This is a genomic window from Pseudalkalibacillus berkeleyi (assembly GCF_021608225.1).
Lineage (GTDB): Bacteria > Bacillota > Bacilli > Bacillales > Fictibacillaceae > Pseudalkalibacillus > Pseudalkalibacillus berkeleyi.
The window spans coordinates 1,414,792-1,437,496 of the sequence record NZ_JAKIJS010000001.1 but is presented as its reverse complement, the minus strand read 5'-3'; the positions used below and the strand labels follow the sequence as shown (position 1 = coordinate 1,437,496).

Below are 22,705 nucleotides of genomic sequence, written 5' to 3'. Positions count from 1 at the left end.
TCAGAGTTGAAGCGCATAGACACATCACAAATACTTTTGGTCATGATGTCTAGCTAAGCGTTTTCTCATTTTTTAAATAGAATCGTTTTTGAGCAGGAGGAACTATGGGTAATTTAATGAAAATAGCAATAGATGGTCCAGCAGGAGCTGGAAAAAGTACAGTCGCGAAAAGAGTTGCAGATCTTCTATCTTATGTTTATATCGATACAGGAGCTATGTACCGATCTATCACTTTAAAAGCACTTCGAAATGGAGTGGATGTAACACAAGAGGATGAATTACAATCTCTCTTACAAATGACAAAGATCGATTTGGAAAAAAAGTCAGATTGTCAAATCGTATTATTAGATGATGAGGATGTCACAGAAGAAATCCGTTCTTCAATAGTGACAAGGAACGTTTCCGAAGTCGCTAAGCATGTAAATGTGCGAAAAGAAATGGTGAAACGGCAACAAGAAGTGAGCCGAGAACATTCAGTTGTAATGGATGGACGAGATATCGGTACGCATGTCATACCTGATGCGCAAATTAAGATCTTTTTGATTGCATCTGTAGATGAAAGAGCGAAAAGAAGACATGAAGAAAACCTAAACAAAGGGATGGCATCTGATTTAGAGCAAATTAAGAAAGATATTGAGCTGCGAGATTTGTTGGATTCTGAACGTGAAGCATCTCCATTGAAAAAAGCTGATGATGCGATTGAACTTGATACAACAACCATGTCTATAGAAGAGGTCGTTGAATCCATTTTGACGATTGTTCGAGAATATGAAAGGGTTTGATGGTCTGTGAGGCTTTATACGTTAGGGAAAAATCTGTTTAATGGTATTTTTTCTTCTGGTTATAAGTTAAAGGTAGAAGGCTTAGAAAATGTGCCGAAAGATGATGGTGTTTTGATTTGTTCCAATCATATTAGCTATTTGGATCCTCCATTAGTAGGTTGCTCCTCCAATAGGACGGTTCATTTCATGGCCAAAGCAGAGCTGTTTGAAATGCCAGTTTTGAAAAAAATCCTTCCAAAGGTTTATGCATTTCCTGTCAGAAGAGGAATGAGTGATAAACAAGCACTACGTAAAGGGTTGGAATTACTTAGAAATGGCGAAGCGGTAGGTCTTTTTCCTGAAGGAACGCGTAGTAAAAACGGTGAAATTGGTTCTGGTTTAGCTGGCGCAGGATTCTTTGCAATGAAAACCGATGCGAAAGTTATACCATGTGCGATTATAGGACCATTCAAGCTATTCCGTTCTGTCAAAATCGTTTACGGGCGTGAAATTGACTTTACTGAATTAAAGGATCGGAAAGGCTCCGCAAAAGAAGCAACGGAAAAAATCATGAGTGAAATACGTAAATTATATGAGGAAAATAAGTCAATTAGATAGAAGTTTAGTTACTTGACAAATGTCGATTTTTATAAGAAGTTAGAGAAAAGGGAAAGTGACCTTATGAAGGGTGTTCAATTCATTGAGGGCTCACTTATACATACTCTTTCACAAAATATTGTGAAGGGTCTCATATAGTTTTCTCTTCGTTTAGACACTTAAGGAGGTAAAGCCAATGACTGATGAAATGAATCAAGAACTTTCAGAAATGAAACCTTTGGAAATGGGAGAAGTAGTAGATGGTACCGTTACAAAGGTCGAAGAAAAACATGCTTTAATTGACGCAGGGTATAAGATGGATGGAATTCTGCCGATTAGTGAGCTATCAAGCCTGCATGTTGAAAAAGTTAGTGATGTTTTATCTGAAGGAGATACATTAACACTTAAAGTGATTAAACTGACTGAAGAAGAACTTGTACTCTCTAAGCGTGCAATTTCTGCTGAAAAAGCTTGGTCTGAATTGAAAGAATCGTATGAAAACAACGAAACAATGGAAGTTGAAATTGCGGATGTTGTAAAAGGTGGCCTAGTGGTCGATCTTGGTGTACGTGGTTTCATTCCAGCTTCTTTAGTTGAAAGACATTTCGTCGAGGACTTCTCATCTTATAAAGGAAAGTCATTAGACGTTAAAATTGTTGAGTTAGATGAAGAAAACAATAAATTAATCCTTTCTCACCGCGCAGTACTTGAAGCAAAGGAAGAAACTAAAAAGCAAGAGATCCTTCAATCTCTAGAAGCAGGTCAGGTTTTAGAAGGAACTGTTCAACGACTTACCGATTTCGGAGCATTTGTTGATATCGGAGGCATCGATGGACTTGTGCACATTTCTCAACTTGCTCACCACCGAGTAGAAGCACCAAGTGAAGTGGTAAGTGAAGGAGATGCTGTTAAAGTCAAGGTTCTTTCTGTTGATCGAGATAACGAACGTATTTCATTATCTATTAAAGATACACTGCCAGGACCATGGGACAGCGTGTCAGATGTCCTCTCAAAAGGGAAAGTTGTTGAAGGTACCGTTAAGCGACTCGTGTCTTTCGGAGCTTTCGTAGAGGTTGCATCTGGTGTTGAAGGACTTGTGCATATTTCTGAGATTGCAAATCGACACATTGGTACACCAGGTGAAGTGTTAAGTGAAGGCGATGTTGTCAAAGTCAAAGTACTCGATATCAATACTGACGATAAACGCATCTCATTAAGCATTCGTGCAACTTTAGAAGAAGAAAACCGCCCTTCTAAAATCGATCCTGAATACAGTAAAGAAACAGACGGTAACTCAGGTTTCTCACTAGGTGACATGATTGGCGATCAACTTAAGAAATATAAAGAATAGTAAGAGCATGGGGCTGTCCAGAAAGTCAGTGAAATCTGATTTTCTGGCAGCCCTTTGTTAAAGATATTGATTTCTCCAAAAAAAAGCACTAAAAAATCGTCCTATCCTGTAAATGAAAGTTATCAGACCAACATTTCAGTAGGGACGATTTTTTTATGTGCAATCTTTCTACTCTGCAGTTAAAAAGTCAAAATCAATTAAGGTCTATTGTCTCTTCTTGCTTCCTCTGGTGTGTCCATTTTTGTTGCGCCTTCATAACGTAATCCACGATCTCGATCTGACTCTACTCTGCGTGATTGTTTCAATTTCTTTTCCTGACGATCTTTACTCACGTTAATCACTCCTTTAAGCTTATTCTAAATCAACTGAGTATTCTTATACTCCATAATGTATGAGAACTTGTGAAATGTAAGTTTTAATCACATTTATTATGTTTAGAATTGCTTTGCTCCTTCCATACTTTGTAATACAGTAGAAGTACTTGGGAGGTTAACTATGGAAGGGATATTATTTTATTGGTTTGCATGGATTAGTTGGACAGGGACCACATTTTTCATGCCAAAAACAAAGGAGAGACTCTGTTTGTCAGGCTTTCTACTCATACTGATCTATTCAACAAACTTTACCTTCCACATAGGTCAATATTCTGTTAATGCTGCCCTTTTCTTGCTTGCAATAATCAGTTATGCTTACATTGGCATGCTGAGTTTAAAAAGACTAACTTATTCAATCATTGTCAGCATGATCTTATCTGTAGTTTATATAGGCTTACATATTATCGTGTTGACTGATCCTGTATGGGTTATGTTTGGTCTTGAGGTATTTATGGCGGTACCTGTTGCAATATTATCATTAATACTACTGAAGGAACTACAGTTACCGATTTTGATTGCAGCGTACATTCATGGTGAAATCGCTTATACGTATTTATTTCAAAACACGAATACATCCTATATAACTGGCTCAGTCGCTTTTTTGGATTATGTCAGTATGGCAATTGCAATTGTATTTGCCTGGACAGCATATGTAGGTTTTATTAATAAAGTCAAATTACGGGTAGATAAGCCAACTAAGCATGTTAAAGAAGGTATCCACTAACGAATTCCTTGATCTCTTGTTGTGAGGAAACCGTTTTTTTGCTAAAATAAATAAGTTCTGATTGTATTGTTTAGCTCAATTCTTGATTGGGTATGAACATGTGGAGTACATATGAGATCGAATTGGAATGCACTTTATAGGTGATTTTGATCAACCATAATGATAAGTGCCTAAAGAGAAGGAAGTGATGTTATGCGTAAACCGGTTGTAGCAGTAGTCGGTCGACCGAACGTTGGAAAGTCAACGATATTTAACAGAATTATTGGGGATCGTCTTGCGATCGTTGAAGACAAGCCAGGTGTAACCCGTGATCGAATTTATAGTTCTGCGGAATGGTTGAATACTGAATTTAATGTAATTGATACAGGTGGAATAGATTTAGGAGATGAGCCTTTTCTTAAACAAATGAGACAACAGGCTGAAATCGCGATAGATGAAGCGGACGTGATCATCTTTATGGTGAATGGACGTGAAGGAATTACATCAGCGGATGAAGAAGTATCACAAATCTTGTTCCGTTCTAAGAAACCAATCGTACTCGCTGTCAACAAAATTGATAATCCAGAACGAATGAATGATGTATATGAATTTTATTCACTCGGTTTTGGAGAGCCGATTGGGATTTCAGGTTCTCACGGACTTGGTTTAGGTGACTTGTTGGATGCAGTCGTTAAACATTTCCCTGAAGAGCTTGGTGAAGATTACGATGATTCAACGATAAAGTTCTCATTAATTGGTCGTCCTAATGTTGGTAAATCTTCATTAGTAAATTCTATTGTTGGTAAGGAGCGTGTTATTGTAAGTGACATTGCTGGAACGACTCGCGATGCAATAGACGCAAAATTCACAAGAGATGACCAAGAATATGTCATTATCGACACTGCTGGTATGAGAAAGAAAGGGAAAGTGTACGAAACAACTGAAAAATATAGCGTATTGAGAGCATTAAAGGCGATCGATCGTTCTGATGTTGTTCTCGTCGTCCTAAATGCAGAAGAGGGGATCATCGAACAGGATAAGAAAATTGCCGGATATGCTCATGAAGCAGGACGAGCTGTTGTAATTGTTGTGAATAAATGGGATGCGATCGAAAAAGATGACAAAACATTACGAGAATTTGAACAAAAAATTCGAGATCATTTCTTATTCCTTGATTATGCTCCAATTGTTTTCGTGTCCGCGTTGACGAAACAGCGTCTTCATACACTTCTTCCAGTGATTGATCAAGTTGCCGAGAACCATACAATGCGCGTGAAAACGAATGTATTGAACGATGTCATCATGGATGCAGTTATGATGAATCCAACGCCAACTGATAAAGGAAGACGACTCAAAATTAACTATGTAACGCAGGTGGCAATCAAACCACCTACATTTGTGTTATTCGTTAATGACCCAGAGCTGCTCCATTTTTCTTATAAACGATTTCTTGAAAACCGGATCCGTGATGCATTTGGTTTCAAAGGCACACCGATTAGGATCGTCGCAAGAAGTAAAAGTGAATAGGAGGAACTCATGAACATTATCTTTGCAATAATAATCGGTTATTTGATTGGTTCAATCAGTTTTAGTTATTTGATCGCCAAGAAAATAAAGAAAGTGGATATTAGGACCCAAGGTAGTGGGAATGCAGGTGCAACTAATGCATTAAGAGTGCTTGGATGGGGACCAGCCATTACAATTTTATTGTTAGATGCTACGAAAGGAATTGCAGCAGTCCTTATCAGTAATTGGGTAGGTGTCGATAGCTGGATTGCCTTTTTAGCAGGTCTAGCAGCTATAATCGGTCATAATTGGCCGATTTATTATGGATTCCGTGGTGGTAAAGGTGTAGCGACGACAATTGGTGTTTTTGCTATTCTCGTCTTTATACCTGCTCTCATTGCAGGGGGCGTTGCGATTTTAACGATTGTTTTGACGAGGTATGTATCTTTAGGATCCCTGATATTCATGGCACTTACGCCGATATTAACAATAGTAATGGGTGATTATAGTACAATTTACATCATTCTTGCTACCCTTATTGGTGTTCTTTCGTTGTGGCGTCATAGAGCGAATGTACATCGTTTGATTAAAGGAACTGAAAGCAAGATTGGTCAAAAAAAGGAAGTGACGAGTTGATGAAGAAGATTGCCGTAATCGGAGCAGGTAGTTGGGGTACAGCATTAGCCCTCGTTCTTGCTGATAATAACCATGATGTACGTTTGTGGGCGAGAAGGTCTGAACAAGTAGATGAAATTAATGAGCACCATACAAATAAGAAGTATTTGCCTGAAATTAATCTTCCGACAAATATTGTCGCAACAAACGATTTGACTGAAGCGATTTCAAATACGGATACGATCGTTCTCGTTACACCTACGAGTGCGCTTAGAGAAATTTTGAAACAATTAAAGTCAGAAATTGAAAAGCCGGTAACGATCGTTCATGCAAGTAAGGGTATTGAACCAGATACTTTATTCAGGGTATCTGAAGTAATTGAAGATGAAATCCCTGAAGAACTACGTAAAGCTGTAGTTGTACTTTCCGGTCCAAGTCACGCAGAAGAAGTGAGTTTACGACAACCTACTACAGTCACCGTATCATCTAAGAATCATAATGTTGCTGAACAAGTTCAAGACCTATTCATTAATCCGAACTTCAGAGTTTATACAAACCCTGATATCGTTGGTGTTGAATTAGGGGGTTCATTAAAGAATATTATCGCGTTAGGTGCAGGGCTCTCAGATGGACTTGGCTATGGGGATAATGCTAAAGCTGCATTATTGACGCGAGGTCTCGCAGAAATCGCACGTTTAGGGACTACGATGGGGGCACAAACGCTAACATTTGCAGGACTCTCTGGAATCGGAGACCTCGTTGTGACTTGTACGAGTGTTCATAGCCGGAACTGGAGAGCGGGTAACTTGCTAGGTAAAGGTAATTCACTTGAGGAAGTTTTAGAAAATATGGGAATGGTAGTTGAAGGTGTTCGAACTACCAAAGCCGCATTTCAGCTTGCCAAAAAAGAAGGTGTTGAAATGCCAATCACAAATGAACTTTATGATGTGTTATTCAACTCTAAACATCCAAAAGAAGCGGTAGACTCCTTGATGAGAAGAAGTAAAACTCACGAAGTTGAAGATTTGAGTTCGCTCATATCCAATAGATATACACTAGACGAAAAAAATCCAGAATAAAGCTCACGAAGTACCCTCCTCAGCATAGGATATTATGAATGTTACGTGTGAGGAGGACTTCGATGGACAGAAACAATTTCATGGATGACATTGAGAAGAAAACAGGTGTAAAGAAAGAAGACATTTTTAAACTTGCGGATTCGGTACAAAGTGCTAATTTGCGAGATGAAAAAACGATTCGCCAGTTAATATCACAAGTTTCTCGTATGGCTGGGGTACCAGTTTCTAAGGAGAAAGAAGATCAGATAGTAAAGGCGATCATAAATAATAATATCCCTCTGGACATGGCCTCGATCGCGAAAATGTTCAACAAGAAATAATCGATGTAAAATAGGCGATTGAGCGAAACAGTATCCATAAATTTGCATAAACTAGCATGGAATGGACATTTTGAGCTGTAGTGGAAAAAGCTATTTAGTCAAAAAGAAGCTGACTCAAAGGATATATACATATTCTTATGAGGACAGCTTTTTTTATGTCTTTTTCATAAACAGACATTTTCTGGCTAAAGTGTGTCAAAAGATATGATTTGATCATTCTAAGACAAATTGTATGTCTTCGGTCATATTTTCGGATGAGAATATATGCTATAATAAACCCGGTATTAAGGAGGAATGAGCATGTCTGATGGGTTAATTAAGATGTGGGTAGCATTATCAGCAATTGGTTTAATGTTCATTGCAGTAATGTCTATTTCAGTAAGCCGTATGAAATTAAAAGGAATTATAAAGCATGTCATTACACTGTTTGCTTATGTATGTATGATTATAGCGGGAATCCTTATCGTTTTCGTTGTATTAAGTGGTCCTGTACCCGAATAAACGTGTATATAATACATAGAATATTGAATTAGGTGATAGAATGAAGCGCATAATGATGGTCATAACATTAAGTTTATCATTTGCTCTCTTGACAGGGTGTTTATATCCAGAAGATAAGTTGACCCAAAATCGCGTACCGTATAAACAACAATTAAATGCAGTACAAGATGCTGTTAATCAATATCGAGTCGACAATGGGGTTTTACCGATCCAAAATAGAGACCAAGATACAAAGAAGTATATAAAGTATCCTATTGAATTTGGAAAACTTGTACCGAGGTACTTATCAGAGGCACCTGGTAACTCGTTTGAAAATGGCGGGGTTTACCAATATGTTCTCGTTAATGTTGAAAAAGAACCAGAAGTTAAATTGGTAGATCTTGAGGCAGTTGAACAAGTGAAAGATTATCGGATGAAACTAAGGTTATATAGACAAAAACATAAATATCCTCCGTACAAGGATGTTCTTGGAAATGGGCGTTATACTTTGAAATATAAAGAATTAGGTTATAAGGAGCAGCCTGTTGTCAAAAGTCGATTCTCTGGAAATAACCTTCCATTAATAGTAGATGGAAAGAATGAAGTGTATATCGATTATTCTATGGATTTGTATCAGGCCTTACAAAACAAAGATCATCAATATGAAAATGGTGATGATATAAGAGATATATTAATGGAAGATTCCCCGTTCGTTCCAGCTTATTCTGTGCCTTATACAGTGAAGGACGGCGAGCCAGTTTTCTTATTTGAAGATACAAAGTAATAAACTTCATACAAAAAAATTTAACAATTGAACAAGTTTTCTTTTAGATTTAGGTATGTTCCCTCCCTTCTGCCAATAAAGTGTAGTAAGGGAGGGATTTTTCTATTTTTAGACGATATATCCATCTAAGAAGATGTGATAAGACACAATATATATTTTAAGTTTTATCACCATAACAGTCATATTCTTTGGACAACATCATAGACATATATTGTCTATAACTACCCAAACACTACTCAGGAATTGGGAGGGGAACTAATGGAAAAAGTTGATATCTTCAAAGATATCGCAGAACGGACTGGTGGCGATATATATTTAGGTGTAGTGGGGGCTGTGCGAACCGGTAAATCTACTTTCATCAAGAAGTTCATGGAACTTGTTGTTTTGCCGAATATCGAAAGCGAGTCAGAAAAGATGAGGGCTCAGGATGAACTACCACAAAGTGCGGCAGGCAAAACGATCATGACAACTGAACCGAAATTCGTTCCAAATAATGCTGTCAAGATCGAAGTGGATGATGGTTTAGAGGTAAACATTCGTTTAGTGGATAGTGTTGGTTATGCTGTACCGAGTGCAAAAGGGTACGAGGATGAAAATGGTCCAAGAATGATTCATACGCCATGGTATGAAGAACCGATCCCATTCCATGAGGCTGCTGAGATTGGTACGAGGAAAGTCATCCAAGAACACTCTACTTTAGGAGTGGTCGTTACTACGGATGGAACGATTGGTGAAATTCCAAGATATGATTACGTGGAGTCAGAAGAACGAATTGTAGATGAATTGAAGGAAGTAGGAAAACCATTCATCATGGTAATCAATTCCGTTCACCCGCACCATCCAGAAACAGAAAAGCTGAGACGAGATCTTTGTGAAAAGTATGATATACCTTGTCTATCAGTTAGTGTAGAGAGCATGACAGAACATGACATTAACAATGTTCTAAGAGAAGTTCTCTACGAATTCCCAGTCTTAGAAGTCAATGTAAACTTACCTAGTTGGGTGATGGTACTCAATAACGAACATTGGCTAAGAAGTAGTTATGAAGAGTCTGTACGGGAGACAGTAAAGGATATCAAACGACTCCGGGATGTGGACCGTGTTGTTGGTAACTTTACAGATTACGAGTTTATTGATGAAGCAAGGCTTGCAGGCATAGAAATGGGTCAAGGGATCGCTGAAATTGACCTATACGCTCCAGATGACCTCTATGATCAAATCCTTAAAGATGTTGTGGGGGTTGAAATAAGAGGTAAGGATCATCTCTTACAGCTTATGCAAGACTTTGCCCATGCCAAATCTGAATATGATCAGATTGCTGATGCTCTGAAAATGGTGAAACAAACAGGATATGGTATAGCCGCTCCAGCGCTATCTGATATGAGTCTCGATGAACCCGAGATTATACGACAAGGGTCAAGATTCGGAGTTCGATTAAAGGCGGTTGCTCCATCGATTCACATGATTAAGGTTGATGTAGAATCAGAATTTGCACCAATTATTGGGACAGAAAAACAGAGTGAAGAGTTGGTCAGATACTTAATGCAGGATTTCGAGGATGACCCATTATCGATTTGGAATTCTGATATATTCGGTCGATCACTCAACTCAATTGTTCGAGAAGGGATACAAGCGAAAATCTCGTTGATGCCGGAAAATGCACGATATAAATTGAAGGAAACATTAGAAAGAATTATTAACGAAGGTTCTGGTGGCCTGATCGCGATTATCCTATAAATCCTAAGACTCCAATCAAGTGGAGTCTTTTCTTTTTTTTTGCTCATTTCCAATACACAAAGTCTATTTTCCTATACATAGTTGTCTTAAATCATTTTTGGCATCCTACGGTAACAGCGGCCAAGTCCATTGCCTTTAAAACGATCTTCAGGGGTGGAATTAAAGCAGCTCGTAATTAATTACGAGACGTGCATGTTGATGGGAGTTTTCAATTGCATGTTTTAACTTTTGCTTATTAGGCTATATCGATGTTATGATGTTTAAACGAACCGTTGATATCATACGAATCAGCGGGAATTGTCTGAAATTTACTTTCATTTAATCAAATATCCTCAAAAATGATTGAATTTCAATTCAATATCGTTTAATATAAGGCATGTCAACGTATTCACGCTATTAGTTCTTGAATAATCGGTTATAAATGCTACAAGAAAAATAACCTATTGAGAGGAGGTGAGTCGTGTGAACAAGACAGATCTAGTAAATTCCGTATCTGAGCAAACTCAACTATCAAAGAAAGACGTTTCTAAAACAGTTGATGCTGTATTTGAAGCGATCGAAGGATCGTTAAAAGATGGGGACAAAGTTCAACTCATCGGTTTCGGTAACTTCGAAGTACGTGAGAGAGCTGCACGTAAAGGTCGTAACCCACAAACAGGTGAGGAAATCGAAATCCCTGCGAGTAAGGTACCAGCATTTAAACCTGGTAAAGCCCTTAAAGACGCTGTTAAGTAATTTGTACATAGGGGCGGATAAGAAGAGTCGATTATCGGCTCTTCTTTTTTGCGTTAAAAGATGCTGTTGTGCTATTATCTGTTTGATACTGTATAAACGAAGGGGTATGGAAAATGGACCATAGTAAAATTGAAACAGCAGTGAAAATGATACTTGAAGCAATTGGAGAAGATCCTGAACGAGAAGGACTTTTAGATACACCAAAACGGGTTGCAAGAATGTATGAAGAAGTATTTCAAGGATTGAATCAAGATCCATCGGAGCACTTTAAAACAGTATTTGGTGAAGATCATGAAGAATTAGTACTTGTTAAAGATATTCCATTCTATTCAATGTGTGAGCACCATCTTGTTCCATTCTTCGGGAAAGCACATGTCGCATACATTCCTAAAGGTGGGAAAGTAACTGGATTAAGCAAGCTAGCACGTGCTGTAGAGGCAGTAACGAAGCGTCCTCAACTTCAAGAGCGTATAACCTCAACGATTGCAGACTCTTTACTACGTTCCCTCCAACCTCATGGTGTAATGGTTATTATTGAAGCAGAGCATATGTGTATGACAATGCGCGGGGTTAAGAAGCCAGGTTCACAAACCATCACATCTGCAGTAAGAGGGATCTTTGAAGAAGATCAAGCAGCTCGATCGGAAGTAATGAGTTTAATTAAAGCTTAAATTGGAGGGAAGAACATGGCTACTTCTGAAAACGAATTTTTTGTTATTAAGGCAAAAGAAAACGGCGTAAATGTCATCGGGTTAACTCGTGGGTCTGATACAAGATTCCATCACTCTGAGAAATTAGATAAAGATGAAGTCATGATTGCTCAGTTTACGGATCATACATCCGCTGTAAAGGTGAGAGGGAAGGCAGTTATCCAAACGAAACATGGAGAAATGCATACAGATACTGACTCTTAATCATCAAAGGACTGTAACAATTCTCTCTTCTTTTTATTTTAAACTCTATTAGAGAATGTCGTGGATTTGTTGTAGAACAGTTGATGAAGGGAAATTCACGAGACTCCTCGAAAATGAAAATCGCATTTTCTTCGTGCGATGTAATGCTTCCGAAGCGTTACTTGTCCTGCGGGATAAGCGAGCCAGGCGAGACCCCGCAACTCACTTTTTGAAAATGATTCTTCGACTAACAACGACCACTTCCTGTGGAAGGGAGGCTTGCGGATCGTGTCTAGCTTCATCGCCTAGGTGCTCGAGGTCGCTTCGATTCCTCTTACAACACTAAATTCGTGTTATCGCGAGGAACCTCCAGCGCACATCGCACCTGATCAAGGCGATTACGCTTTTCATTAGCCCGCGGAAAGCGAGTGAATTTCGAAGAAATCAACAATTACAGATAACAATGCCTTTATTTAAGAGGCGTCTTAACACCAATGTGAACCCCTTTCGTCTGGTTAGGATTACTACCGTATGATAGAAGGGGTTTTATGATATAATAGACATTACTATTAAATGATGTATACATATGATTAAACACGACGATTCTGATTTTATTATATTAAGGAATCAGTGGGGGCTTAGGGCATGATGCAAAATCAAGAAATTGAAGCGAAAATTTCAGATTTACTCATTAAAATAAATAAGCGGTTACAACATCCATATTTAATGCGTTATATCGAAAAGCCTATAATTGATGAAGATAAACTTCTACTCACCTATATTATATTGAATGAAAAAGGGTTATCTGAAGAGGAACTTGATAATTATGCGATGTCTACAATGCTAGTTCAAGTAGCATTAGACACTCATGAACGGATTACTTCGCAGGATTTATCAAGTGATGAAGGTAGAAAGAATCGTCAATTAACGGTCTTAGCAGGTGACTATTACAGTAGTCTATATTACTTTTTATTGTCAGAGTTGAAAGATTTATCGATGATTCGAGCACTCGCTCAAGCCATACAAGAAATCAACGAGAACAAAATGCAATTCTATATGAATGACAACCAATCAATAGAGAATTCTATGGAGAATTTACATCGGATTGAGTCTACACTATTGTTGAAGACAGCGGACTATTTCCATTTACCATTATGGAAAGGGATTGCAGATGAGTTTTTCTTTATGAAAAGGATGCTTCATGAACGTTCCCATGTCATCAATAATACGTATACCCCATTAACGGCCAAAATCATGCATCACTTAAACAGGTCGAAGGGCAACTGGCTATCCTTAAAAAATCAAATCCTGGATATCATAGATTCTTATATTTTGCATTCTAAAGGTCGATTAGAAAAACTATGGTCCCAAGAGCCAGTCATGCATACAGTACTTGAGCGGCGACTTGAACAATATATTAAACATTCCGGTTTTCGGATGAAGAAATATGCGGAAGAAGGGTAAGTTCATGCAACAGGAAACTAAAGAACAACGAGTCCATCAGGTATTCGAATCGATTTCTAAAAACTATGACAAGATGAATTCTATTATCAGCTTTCAACGTCATGTTGCTTGGCGTCGTGATACGATGAAACGTATGAATGTCCAAGAAGGATCAACAACACTTGATGTGTGCTGTGGTACAGCCGATTGGACGATTGCGATGGCAGAAGCAATTGGCGATAAAGGGCAAGCATATGGCTTAGACTTTAGCAAAAATATGCTAGAAGTAGGCAAAGAAAAAGTTAAAAGGGAAGGATACTCCAACATCACACTTCTTCATGGTAATGCAATGGAGTTACCATTTGAAGATGGTACGTTTGATTACGTAACAATCGGATTTGGATTACGAAATGTACCTGACTTGAATCAGGTGTTGAAGGAAATGCATCGTGTCCTTAAAAAAGGTGGTATGGTCGTTTGTTTAGAAACGTCACAACCAACTATGCCTGTTTTTAAGCAAATGTACTATGGATATTTTCGATTCATCATGCCTGTAATGGGTAGATTGTTTGCGAAAAGCTACCAAGAGTACTCTTGGTTACAAGAATCTGCTAAAGAATTCCCAGGACGGAAAGCGTTATCTGAACGGTTTGAAAGGGCAGGCTTTGAAAACGTCATTGCTATTCCCTATTCGGGTGGTGTAGCAGCAACACATATCGGGAACAAACCTTCCGAGTAACATTCTGGATAAAAAATAGGTGAAATAATGAAACTGACGACAATTTATTCACATTTACGTAGTGACCTTTCTACAATTGAAAAGGATTTAGAAAAGACAATAGAAGCGCAACATGCCATTTTGCAGGATGCTTCTACCCAATTGTTGAAAGCAGGGGGAAAACGAATTCGCCCTGTTTTTGTACTGCTATCTGCACAATTCGGAACCTATGATGTCGATCGAGTTAAGAGGGCTGCAGTCGCGCTAGAACTGATTCACATGGCCTCACTTGTCCATGATGATGTAATTGATGATGCATCATTAAGGAGAGGGAAATCGACGATTAAAGCCCAATGGGATAACAGAGTGGCAATGTACACTGGAGATTATATCTTTGCGAGATCTTTGGAATATATAACGCACCTTAATAAAGTTGAAGCCCACAACGTCTTATCTCATGCAATTGTGGAAATGTGCCTAGGTGAGATTGAACAAATTCGAGAACAGTACGATCTTAGTCAAAATTTACGAGACTACTTCCGTAGAATTAAAAGAAAGACAGCGCTGTTGATTTCTGTCAGTTGCGAGTTAGGGGCAATTGCAGGTGATGCAGACTCTGACACTCAATTACAATTGAAACGTTTCGGTTATTATGTTGGTATGGCATTCCAAATCACTGATGATATCCTAGATTTCACATCCACAGAGAAGCAATTAGGAAAGCCAGCCGGGGGCGATTTACAACAAGGTAATATTACATTGCCCGTTTTCTTTGCTAGAGAAGATGAAGAAATTAATACACAATTACACGCTCTGTTCGAAAATCAACCTATTTCAAGATTGGATATTGAGAAGTTGCTTCATGCAATTAAAGAAACTGACGCAATTAACCGTTCAAAAGAGATTGCAGATCGTTACTTGCAAAAGGCGTTCATTGCACTAGACCAGCTTCCAGATAATCGCGCGAAAAAGTCGTTGCGGCAAATTGCGGAATATATCGGTCGACGAAATTATTAAATGTTGTGAAAACGCTTAAAATTTGATAAAATCAACAACGGACAATGTAGCACGTCCAAATCATACATAAGATAGGAGTGCGTGAACATGGAGAAAACTTTCTTGATGGTTAAGCCTGACGGCGTTCAACGTAATTTAATTGGAGAAATTGTAACACGCTTTGAGAAAAAAGGATTTTCATTAGCAGGTGCTAAATTGATGCAAATCTCTGATGAGTTAGCTCAAAATCACTATGGTGAGCATAAAGAGCGTCCATTTTTCGGTGAACTAGTAGACTTTATTACTTCTGGACCTGTTTTTGCAATGGTTTGGGAAGGCGAGAACGTAATCGCAACGGCTAGAAACATGATGGGGAAAACAAACCCTGCAGATGCAGCATCAGGTACCATTCGTGGAGACTACGCTGTCCAAGTTGGTCAGAATATCATTCATGGGTCAGATTCTCCTGAGAGTGCAGAACGAGAAATTGCTTTGTTCTTTAACGAAGAAGAACTTGTAAGCTATGAGAAAACAATTTCAAAGTGGATCTAAATGAACGAATCATCCAGAGAGTTTCTTAACCTCTGGATGATTTTTTTTAGATTGATATATAGTCAAATTACTTCGTTACTCAATTAGGTTAGAAATTGTAACGAATTAGAGAATGTACATACGATCGGAATTTGATATCACAAACCAGAAAGCTATCTGTGAAGTACGCCCTATACTTATTGTAAAAAGCATGTAAATAGATAAGGAAATTCTCGTTAATTTGCCGATATTATTAGTAGACCATAATAGAGGAGAACGAAAAATGGACCAAGACTACATCGTTTTTTCAAATCACATTAAAAAACATACAGGGATTGACCTCACCTTATATAAAGAAGCACAAATGAAGCGTAGGTTAATTGCGTTGAGAGAGAAAAAGGGATTTGAAACTTTTTCAGTTTTTTATGAAGCAATGAAACAGAACAATACATTACTTGAGGAATTCCTTGATAGAATGACGATTAACGTGTCTGAGTTTTATCGGAATCCTTCAAGGTGGGAAGTCCTTGAAAAGGAAATTATTCCAGAATTAATTAAGGATCGAAAAAAGTTGAAAGTCTGGAGTGCTGCTTGCTCAACTGGAGAGGAACCATACACACTCTCAATGATACTAAAGAAAGTTGTTACATCTATTGATCATTCAATTTTGGCGACAGACCTTGACGAACTTGCAATAAAACGTGCTAAACTAGGATATTATCTTGAGAGAAGTTTAAAGGATGTTCCGGATGACTTGAAGGAAAAGTACTTTAAGAAAGAGGGAATTGGGTTTAAAGTAGATGATGTATTGAAAGAAAAGATTACATTCGAAAAACATAATATGCTTGCAGCCCCCTTCAAAAAGGATTTCGACCTGATTGTATGTAGAAATGTTATGATCTATTTTACTGAGGATGCAAAAGCTCAACTTTATCAAAAGTTCAGTGATGCATTGAGACCTGGTGGAATCTTATTTGTTGGGAGTACAGAACAAATTTTTAACCCTAAACAATACGGACTTGAATCGGCTGCAACATTTTTTTATGTGAAAAAGTAAAGAAATGTGAAGAAAGGAACAAGTAGATGCGCTATTTAACAGCAGGAGAATCTCATGGACCACAATTAACGACTATTATTGAAGGAATGCCCGCCAATATGACTCTTGAGCAATCTGCGATTGATACGGAATTGAAGAGACGTCAGAAAGGTTACGGTAGAGGCAGAAGAATGCAAATCGAGTCAGATTCTGTCCAACTCGTTGGAGGGGTTAGACATGGGAAGACAACAGGCGCACCAATAGCGATGACTGTTGAAAACAAAGATTGGAAGCATTGGCAGAAAATCATGGGTTCAGAGCCAATCTCTGAAGGTGAGCAGGATGAAATGAAACGTGTGATTACAAAGCCTCGTCCTGGCCATGCTGATTTAAATGGGGCAATAAAGTACAACCATAGAGATATGCGAAATGTTCTTGAGCGGTCATCTGCACGTGAAACGACCGTACGAGTTGCAGCTGGAGCAGTGGCAAAATCGTTATTGTCTCAATTTGGTGTTAAGGTTGCTGGTCATGTCATTTCAATAGGTGGTATCAAATCTGCCAAAACATCTTTCGATTCAATTGAAGACCTCCAAGATGTAACAGAACAATCGCCTGTTCGTTGTTATGATGCTGATGCTTCAGAGAAAATGAAAGAAGCTATTGATGAAGCGAAAAAAAATGGAGATTCAATAGGAGGAATTGTCGAGGTTATTGTGGAAGGTTTGCCAGTCGGACTTGGTAGCCACGTCCATTATGATCGTAAATTGGATGCAAAAATTGCTGGAGCAATAATGAGTATAAATGCATTCAAGGGTGTTGAATTCGGTATTGGATTCGAAGCGGCTCAAAGGCCAGGTAGCGAAGTGCATGATGAAATCCTTTGGAATCATGAGAGTGGGTACTATCGTAAAACGAATAATCTCGGAGGTTTTGAAGGTGGTATGACGAACGGCATGCCTGTCATTGTGCGTGGGGTCATGAAACCAATTCCAACATTGTACAAACCACTGCAAAGCGTTGATATTGATACGAAAGAAACCTTTGAAGCGAGCATTGAGCGTTCAGATAGTTGTGCTGTGCCTTCCGCAAGTGTCGTTGCTGAAGCAGTAGTCGCATGGGAATTAGCGAATGCATTTACTGAGAAGTTTGGTAACGAGTCGATGGATCGAATGTTATCAAATTATCATCAATATGTTTCATATTCGAAGGAGTTTTAAAGTGGAGAAGGTACATGTAAACACGGAAGCTAAGAAATATTCGGTTTATATTGGTGATGGAATTGTCGATCAATTGCCTGAAGTCATTCAATCTCAAGTACCGGATTGTGGAAAGATCCTGATCATTACAGACAGCAACGTTGCGCCCCTTTATTTAAATAAGGTTAAAGGCTTATTAGATGGTTTTTCCGTGAATGAATGGGTGGTACCTGCTGGTGAGACAAGCAAGTCTATGAGGGAATTAGAAAAAGGGATAACGTATGCTCTTAGATGTGAACTGGATCGTCATGCATTGATCATTGCTCTCGGTGGGGGCGTTGTTGGAGACTTAGCAGGATTCATCGCGGCAACCTATTTAAGGGGGATCCGTTTCTTGCAAATTCCAACTACGCTTCTCGCACATGATAGTAGTGTAGGTGGGAAAGTTGGGGTTAATCATACATATGGGAAAAATCTGATTGGTGCATTCCATCAACCAGAAGCGGTCATTTATGATGTCCAGTTTTTGAATACACTGCCTGCGAAAGAATGGAGATCTGGATTTGCTGAAGTTGTAAAGTTAGCTTTCATCCGAGATGCAACCTTTTATGATTTTCTCTTTGAAAAAGTCCGTTCTTTACCCGTCAATAAAGAAATTCTTATCACAATTGTCAAAAGGGCAATTGAAATGAAAGCTGCTATTGTAAGTGAGGATGAAAAAGAAGCAGGGATCCGAGCGTATTTAAATTTTGGACATACTTTAGGTCATGCTATTGAGGCAGAAAGTAGATACCAATCGATCACACATGGTGAGGCAGTGATGATTGGAATGATCTTTGCACTGAGGTTAAGTGAAGTACATTCTCATCAACCCATCATTCCAAAAGGGTTTTTGGCATGGATTCATCAATTAGGCTACGCGAACTGGCATGCCACATTAAATAAAAGCAATTTGTTACTAGAAACAATGAAGAAGGATAAGAAAAATAAGAAGGATAAGATCCGTATGGTCCTCCTAAAAGAGTGCGGAAGTGCTACTGTTAGTGCGGTAGAAAATCAATTGCTGATCGATCAACTTTCCACATTTAAGGAATGGTTGAAGGTAAATGAAAAACATTTCATTTAAAAGAGGTGTTGAGATGAAGGCGAAAGAACAAATTAAATCATTAAAGGCATATAAACCTGGAAAACCAATAGAAGAAGTGAAAAAAGAATTGGGATTAGAAACGATTACAAAATTAGCATCGAATGAAAATCCCTTTGGGTGTGCAGACGCTGTGAAGGATGCAGTAATGGATGAGCTTGAACGAGTTTCAATATATCCTGATGGTTATGCTGCTGAAATTCGCACAAAACTTTCGGAATATCTTGGTGTTAAACCAGGTCAGATTTTGTTTGGTAACGGATCTGATGAGGTAATCGAAATGTTTTGTAGAACTTATCTTAGCCCAGAGAGCAATACGATCATGGCTACACCAACATTTCCTCAATATAAGCATAATTCAATTATTGAAGGTGCAGAAATTATCGAAGTACCGTTGTTAGATAACGGGAAACATGACTTAGATCAGATGTATCAGGCCATCGACGATCATACGAAAATCATTTGGCTCTGTTCACCAAACAATCCTACGGGTACTTATATTACTGAGAAAGAGCTCGTTTCATTTCTAAAGAAAGTACCTTCTGATATCATTGTTGCATGTGATGAAGCCTACCGTGAGTATGTCGTTGCTGAGGATTATCCGGATACGGTCGAATTACAAAAGGAGTATACGAATTTGATTATATTCCGAACTTTCTCAAAAGCATTCGGTTTAGCATCGCTTCGAATCGGATATGGCGTAGCTCACGAAGATTTGATGGGAGTAGTTGATCCGGTGAGGGAGCCATTTAATACGTCTAGAGTAGCCCAAAGAGCTGCAATTACAGCATTAGAGCATTTAGAGTTCATAGAAACTTGTCGTGTGAAAAATCGCGAAGGTATGGCATCTTATGAGTCTTTTTGTAAGCAATTTAACTTAGATTATTTCCCTTCACAAGGTAATTTCATCTTAATTGATTTCAAAACGATTCAAGGAGATGAAATTTTTGATTATCTTTTGCGCAAAGGATTTATTGTCCGCTCTGGAAATGCGTTAGGGTACCTTACTTCGGTTCGAATTACTGTAGGAAGTCAAGATCAAAACGATTCAATCATTAACTGTCTTTCTGAATGGCTCGTTCAAAAAGGTGTTACGAAAAATGTTGCTACATCAATAAACGAATAATTTGAAAATCGTGTCGGACTCTCTCCGCATCGTAATAGATTGATGTGATGTGTGAGAGTTGTTGGGCACATTATTTTTTATCTGTACGAAATGTTGAAAACCATTCAGAGAAGATCTATTCAATAGGAGAGGTGTCATTCATGGAGGAATGTATTCTACATAAACGAAAATCTGGCTTAAATGGAACAATAAAAGTACCTGGAGATAAATCAATCACACACCGCTCTGTGATGTTTGGTGGTTTAGCAGAAGGTGAGACGACGGTAGTAGATTTCTTAGACAGTGAAGATTGCCGAAGTACAATGAGTTGCATGGAACAACTCGGTGTCCAAATTAATGAACAAGAAGGGCAATTAACCATAAAGGGTGTTGGTGCCTCTGGATTAACAGAACCTGTGAATGTATTGGATGTTGGTAATTCAGGGACAACTGCCCGTTTGTTATCAGGTATTCTAGCAGGATTTCCTATTTATTCGGTATTAGCAGGAGATGAATCGATTCATCGTAGACCAATGAGTCGAGTAGTCAATCCTTTGAGGGAAATGGGGGCAACGATTAAAGGAAGAGAGGATGGTCGTCTCGCTCCGATATCTATTATAGGGGGTAATACGAAAGGAATTTATTATAATAGCCCTATTGCCAGTGCTCAAGTAAAATCAGCGCTATTATTATGCGGATTAAATAGTGAAGGCAAAACTGTCGTTAATGAACCTCATATATCAAGAGATCATACCGAACGGATGTTAAAGTCTTTTGGTGCTGAAGTGATTCGAGAAGGTACTCGAGTGGAAATACAAGGAGGCCAAAAGCTTGTAGGAACAAAGATACAAATTCCTGCCGATATTTCTTCCGCTGCATTTTTCATGGTAGCTGCAGCAATTACACCTAATAGTTCTATCAAATTATTGAATGTCGGACTCAATCCTACACGAACAGGAATCATTGATGTCCTTAAACGAATGGGAGCAACATTCTCAATTACCAATGAAAGAATGCTGAACGAGGAACCAGTCGGAGATATTGAGGTAAGTTATTCTCGTATGCAAGGGATCGAAATAAGTGGAGATATCATTCCAAGATTAATCGATGAGTTACCAGTCATTGCATTACTCGCCAGTCAATCTGAAGGTCTCACAACGATTAAGGATGCATCTGAGTTGCGTTTTAAAGAAACGGACCGAATTGCTGCAGTTGCTGAACAATTAAATAATATTGGTATTACCGTTGAACCTACCGAAGATGGCATGATTGTAAAAGGTTCACAAACTGTGACAGGTGGTGTAGCTAGCAGTTTAGGGGATCATCGAATTGGTATGATGCTTGCAGTAGCTTCATGTATTTCAGAGAATCCAATATCGATCAATCAAATGTCGGCGGTTAACATATCCTATCCAAACTTTGTGAGGGATCTAAACTATTTATCAGAATAAATACAATTATATAAATTTTCTAAAAAATGTATTGATTTTTCAGTATAGCTTGTTATAATGATGTTAGTATGGTTTCTCTCCACTCCTATCCATATTAAATATGGACAATTGTCCTGGTTGACATGTAGCTTTTACATTGTTAGCTAGGTCTTTTTTTGTTGTCTGAATAGTTCTGTTTTCTTCCTTTTGTTCATAGCCTGTCTATAATACCAGTGTATGATTAGGGGGACAGGTCAATGGAATATATATTAGAGAACGTATGGACTACAGACCGGAATCCGAAACAAAAGCACGTATATGTCAAAGATAATGTGATTCGATATGTTTCTGAACGACCGTTGAAGATGAAATGTTTCACCGTTAACTCTTCTGGTTTTGATGTCATTCCTGGGTACGTATGTAGAGATTTTTCTATAGCAGACATGGATGAAACTTCGATTCAAAATTGCTGTGAGGATTTAGTTAAGAATGGTTGTACCTCTGTTGTTACAATAGTGCCACTTACATTCCCTAAAGAATATGACCGGAAAATTTCAGACTTGAGAACTAAGCTTGCTACGATGCCTCTAGATTATGTTATCGGCGTTCAAGTGCCAATGAGTAGAATCTCACCTTCCCTTATAAGAACATGTCAAAAAGCAAAGATCCCATTCATAAATGCGGTTGTTGAACAAGAAGAAGATTTGGATACAGTGATTTGGGAATGGATTCGTAATGTGAACTTTCCATACACTGTTCCGATTATTGCAGATTGGTCACAATTACCTTTACACGAAAAAAGACTCCAGCAAATCCAAGAAAAATGGGTTCGTCTATGTAAAGAAAAATCAATCATAACGATAGAAGAATTCCCAAATGATAAGGAGAGATTGACGAAACATCAACTTCAATGCATTGGGTTATATCCTAAAAAAGGTTCATGGATTACAGGTAGTGATGTAGATTACTTAGTATTTGAACGAATCGTATCGGTTGATGGTGAAGAGATAGTCAAGTATGATAAAAATAAAAATCCAGTTATCGTCGTACAAAATGGAACAGTTATAAAAGTTAGAGATGATTTAAGGTTAATGCAAGGAGCAGGTAAGGAAATGAAGATTATCCGACCAGGCATTTTCCGCGTCATGTCCAACGATTTGTTATAGAA

At 38.3% G+C, this 22,705-nt stretch carries 25 protein-coding genes; 24 read left to right on the top strand and 1 reads right to left on the bottom strand.

Going from position 1 to position 22,705, the window contains the following annotated elements; translation table 11 throughout:
* Positions 1-104 precede the first annotated feature (104 nt).
* From cmk to rpsA, 3 genes are all read left to right on the top strand, one after another.
* Positions 105-782: a (d)CMP kinase gene (gene cmk, locus L2716_RS07620; protein ID WP_236333309.1), complete on the top strand. Its 678-nt coding sequence runs from the start codon at positions 105-107 to the stop codon at positions 780-782.
* Positions 783-788: 6 nt separating this feature from the next.
* Positions 789-1,379: a lysophospholipid acyltransferase family protein gene (locus L2716_RS07615; RefSeq protein ID WP_236333307.1), complete on the top strand. Its 591-nt coding sequence runs from the start codon at positions 789-791 to the stop codon at positions 1,377-1,379.
* A 175-nt stretch (positions 1,380-1,554) separates the two neighbouring features.
* Positions 1,555-2,709: a 30S ribosomal protein S1 gene (rpsA, locus tag L2716_RS07610; protein ID WP_236333305.1), complete on the top strand. Its 1,155-nt coding sequence runs from the start codon at positions 1,555-1,557 to the stop codon at positions 2,707-2,709.
* Between the two features lie 197 nt (positions 2,710-2,906).
* On the opposite strand, the gene L2716_RS07605 is transcribed toward rpsA, so the two are convergent.
* Positions 2,907-3,041, bottom strand: coding sequence for a YpzI family protein (locus L2716_RS07605; RefSeq protein WP_236333304.1), 135 nt, complete (start codon positions 3,039-3,041; stop codon positions 2,907-2,909).
* A 163-nt stretch (positions 3,042-3,204) separates the two neighbouring features.
* Here L2716_RS07605 and L2716_RS07600 point away from each other — a divergent pair, with 163 nt between their 5' ends.
* The 21 genes from L2716_RS07600 to L2716_RS07500 all read left to right on the top strand — a co-directional run bounded on the left by L2716_RS07600 (position 3,205) and on the right by L2716_RS07500 (position 22,703).
* Positions 3,205-3,807 (top strand): YphA family membrane protein, encoded by a 603-nt coding sequence (locus tag L2716_RS07600; protein WP_236333302.1) that lies wholly within the window; start codon positions 3,205-3,207, stop codon positions 3,805-3,807.
* Positions 3,808-3,999: 192 nt separating this feature from the next.
* Positions 4,000-5,313 (top strand): ribosome biogenesis GTPase Der, encoded by a 1,314-nt coding sequence (gene der, locus L2716_RS07595; RefSeq protein WP_236333300.1) that lies wholly within the window; start codon positions 4,000-4,002, stop codon positions 5,311-5,313.
* Positions 5,314-5,322: 9 nt separating this feature from the next.
* Complete coding sequence (plsY, locus tag L2716_RS07590) at positions 5,323-5,928, top strand: glycerol-3-phosphate 1-O-acyltransferase PlsY (protein WP_236333298.1); 606 nt, start codon at positions 5,323-5,325, stop codon at positions 5,926-5,928.
* Positions 5,928-6,986: an NAD(P)H-dependent glycerol-3-phosphate dehydrogenase gene (locus tag L2716_RS07585; RefSeq protein WP_236337825.1), complete on the top strand. Its 1,059-nt coding sequence runs from the start codon at positions 5,928-5,930 to the stop codon at positions 6,984-6,986. The genes plsY and L2716_RS07585 overlap by 1 nt, the downstream gene beginning before the upstream one ends.
* A gap of 62 nt (positions 6,987-7,048) precedes the next feature.
* Positions 7,049-7,306 carry a stage VI sporulation protein F gene (locus L2716_RS07580; protein ID WP_236333296.1) on the top strand — a complete coding sequence of 86 codons (258 nt, stop codon included), beginning with the start codon at positions 7,049-7,051 and terminating at the stop codon, positions 7,304-7,306.
* 300 nt (positions 7,307-7,606) lie between these two features.
* Positions 7,607-7,807, top strand: coding sequence for a DUF2768 domain-containing protein (locus tag L2716_RS07575; protein WP_236333295.1), 201 nt, complete (start codon positions 7,607-7,609; stop codon positions 7,805-7,807).
* A gap of 40 nt (positions 7,808-7,847) precedes the next feature.
* Positions 7,848-8,570 (top strand): hypothetical protein, encoded by a 723-nt coding sequence (locus tag L2716_RS07570; RefSeq protein WP_236333294.1) that lies wholly within the window; start codon positions 7,848-7,850, stop codon positions 8,568-8,570.
* A gap of 258 nt (positions 8,571-8,828) precedes the next feature.
* A complete protein-coding gene (gene spoIVA / locus L2716_RS07565; RefSeq protein WP_236333293.1) occupies positions 8,829-10,307 on the top strand; it encodes a stage IV sporulation protein A in 1,479 nt (492 codons plus the stop codon).
* 462 nt (positions 10,308-10,769) lie between these two features.
* Positions 10,770-11,042, top strand: coding sequence for an HU family DNA-binding protein (locus tag L2716_RS07560; RefSeq protein ID WP_236333292.1), 273 nt, complete (start codon positions 10,770-10,772; stop codon positions 11,040-11,042).
* 113 nt (positions 11,043-11,155) lie between these two features.
* Positions 11,156-11,713: a GTP cyclohydrolase I FolE gene (gene folE, locus L2716_RS07555; RefSeq protein ID WP_236333291.1), complete on the top strand. Its 558-nt coding sequence runs from the start codon at positions 11,156-11,158 to the stop codon at positions 11,711-11,713.
* Between the two features lie 15 nt (positions 11,714-11,728).
* Positions 11,729-11,956, top strand: coding sequence for a trp RNA-binding attenuation protein MtrB (mtrB, locus tag L2716_RS07550; protein ID WP_236333290.1), 228 nt, complete (start codon positions 11,729-11,731; stop codon positions 11,954-11,956).
* A 624-nt stretch (positions 11,957-12,580) separates the two neighbouring features.
* Complete coding sequence (locus L2716_RS07545) at positions 12,581-13,399, top strand: heptaprenyl diphosphate synthase component 1 (protein WP_236333289.1); 819 nt, start codon at positions 12,581-12,583, stop codon at positions 13,397-13,399.
* A 4-nt stretch (positions 13,400-13,403) separates the two neighbouring features.
* Positions 13,404-14,117: a demethylmenaquinone methyltransferase gene (locus L2716_RS07540; RefSeq protein ID WP_236333288.1), complete on the top strand. Its 714-nt coding sequence runs from the start codon at positions 13,404-13,406 to the stop codon at positions 14,115-14,117.
* Positions 14,118-14,144: 27 nt separating this feature from the next.
* Positions 14,145-15,113: a heptaprenyl diphosphate synthase component II gene (gene hepT, locus L2716_RS07535; protein ID WP_236333287.1), complete on the top strand. Its 969-nt coding sequence runs from the start codon at positions 14,145-14,147 to the stop codon at positions 15,111-15,113.
* Between the two features lie 87 nt (positions 15,114-15,200).
* Positions 15,201-15,644: a nucleoside-diphosphate kinase gene (gene ndk, locus L2716_RS07530; RefSeq protein WP_236333286.1), complete on the top strand. Its 444-nt coding sequence runs from the start codon at positions 15,201-15,203 to the stop codon at positions 15,642-15,644.
* Between the two features lie 262 nt (positions 15,645-15,906).
* On the top strand, positions 15,907-16,680 hold the full coding sequence (locus tag L2716_RS07525; protein WP_236333285.1) for a CheR family methyltransferase: 774 nt from the start codon (positions 15,907-15,909) through the stop codon (positions 16,678-16,680).
* A gap of 26 nt (positions 16,681-16,706) precedes the next feature.
* Positions 16,707-17,879 (top strand): chorismate synthase, encoded by a 1,173-nt coding sequence (gene aroC / locus L2716_RS07520; RefSeq protein WP_236333284.1) that lies wholly within the window; start codon positions 16,707-16,709, stop codon positions 17,877-17,879.
* A gap of 1 nt (position 17,880) precedes the next feature.
* Positions 17,881-18,984, top strand: coding sequence for a 3-dehydroquinate synthase (gene aroB, locus L2716_RS07515; protein WP_236333283.1), 1,104 nt, complete (start codon positions 17,881-17,883; stop codon positions 18,982-18,984).
* A 13-nt stretch (positions 18,985-18,997) separates the two neighbouring features.
* The gene (hisC, locus tag L2716_RS07510; RefSeq protein WP_236333282.1) at positions 18,998-20,128 is read left to right on the top strand and encodes a histidinol-phosphate transaminase; all 1,131 of its coding nucleotides are present in this window, start codon (positions 18,998-19,000) and stop codon (positions 20,126-20,128) included.
* Between the two features lie 140 nt (positions 20,129-20,268).
* Positions 20,269-21,558: a 3-phosphoshikimate 1-carboxyvinyltransferase gene (gene aroA / locus L2716_RS07505; RefSeq protein WP_236333281.1), complete on the top strand. Its 1,290-nt coding sequence runs from the start codon at positions 20,269-20,271 to the stop codon at positions 21,556-21,558.
* 236 nt (positions 21,559-21,794) lie between these two features.
* Positions 21,795-22,703, top strand: coding sequence for a hypothetical protein (locus tag L2716_RS07500; RefSeq protein WP_236333280.1), 909 nt, complete (start codon positions 21,795-21,797; stop codon positions 22,701-22,703).
* Positions 22,704-22,705: the final 2 nt, after the last annotated feature.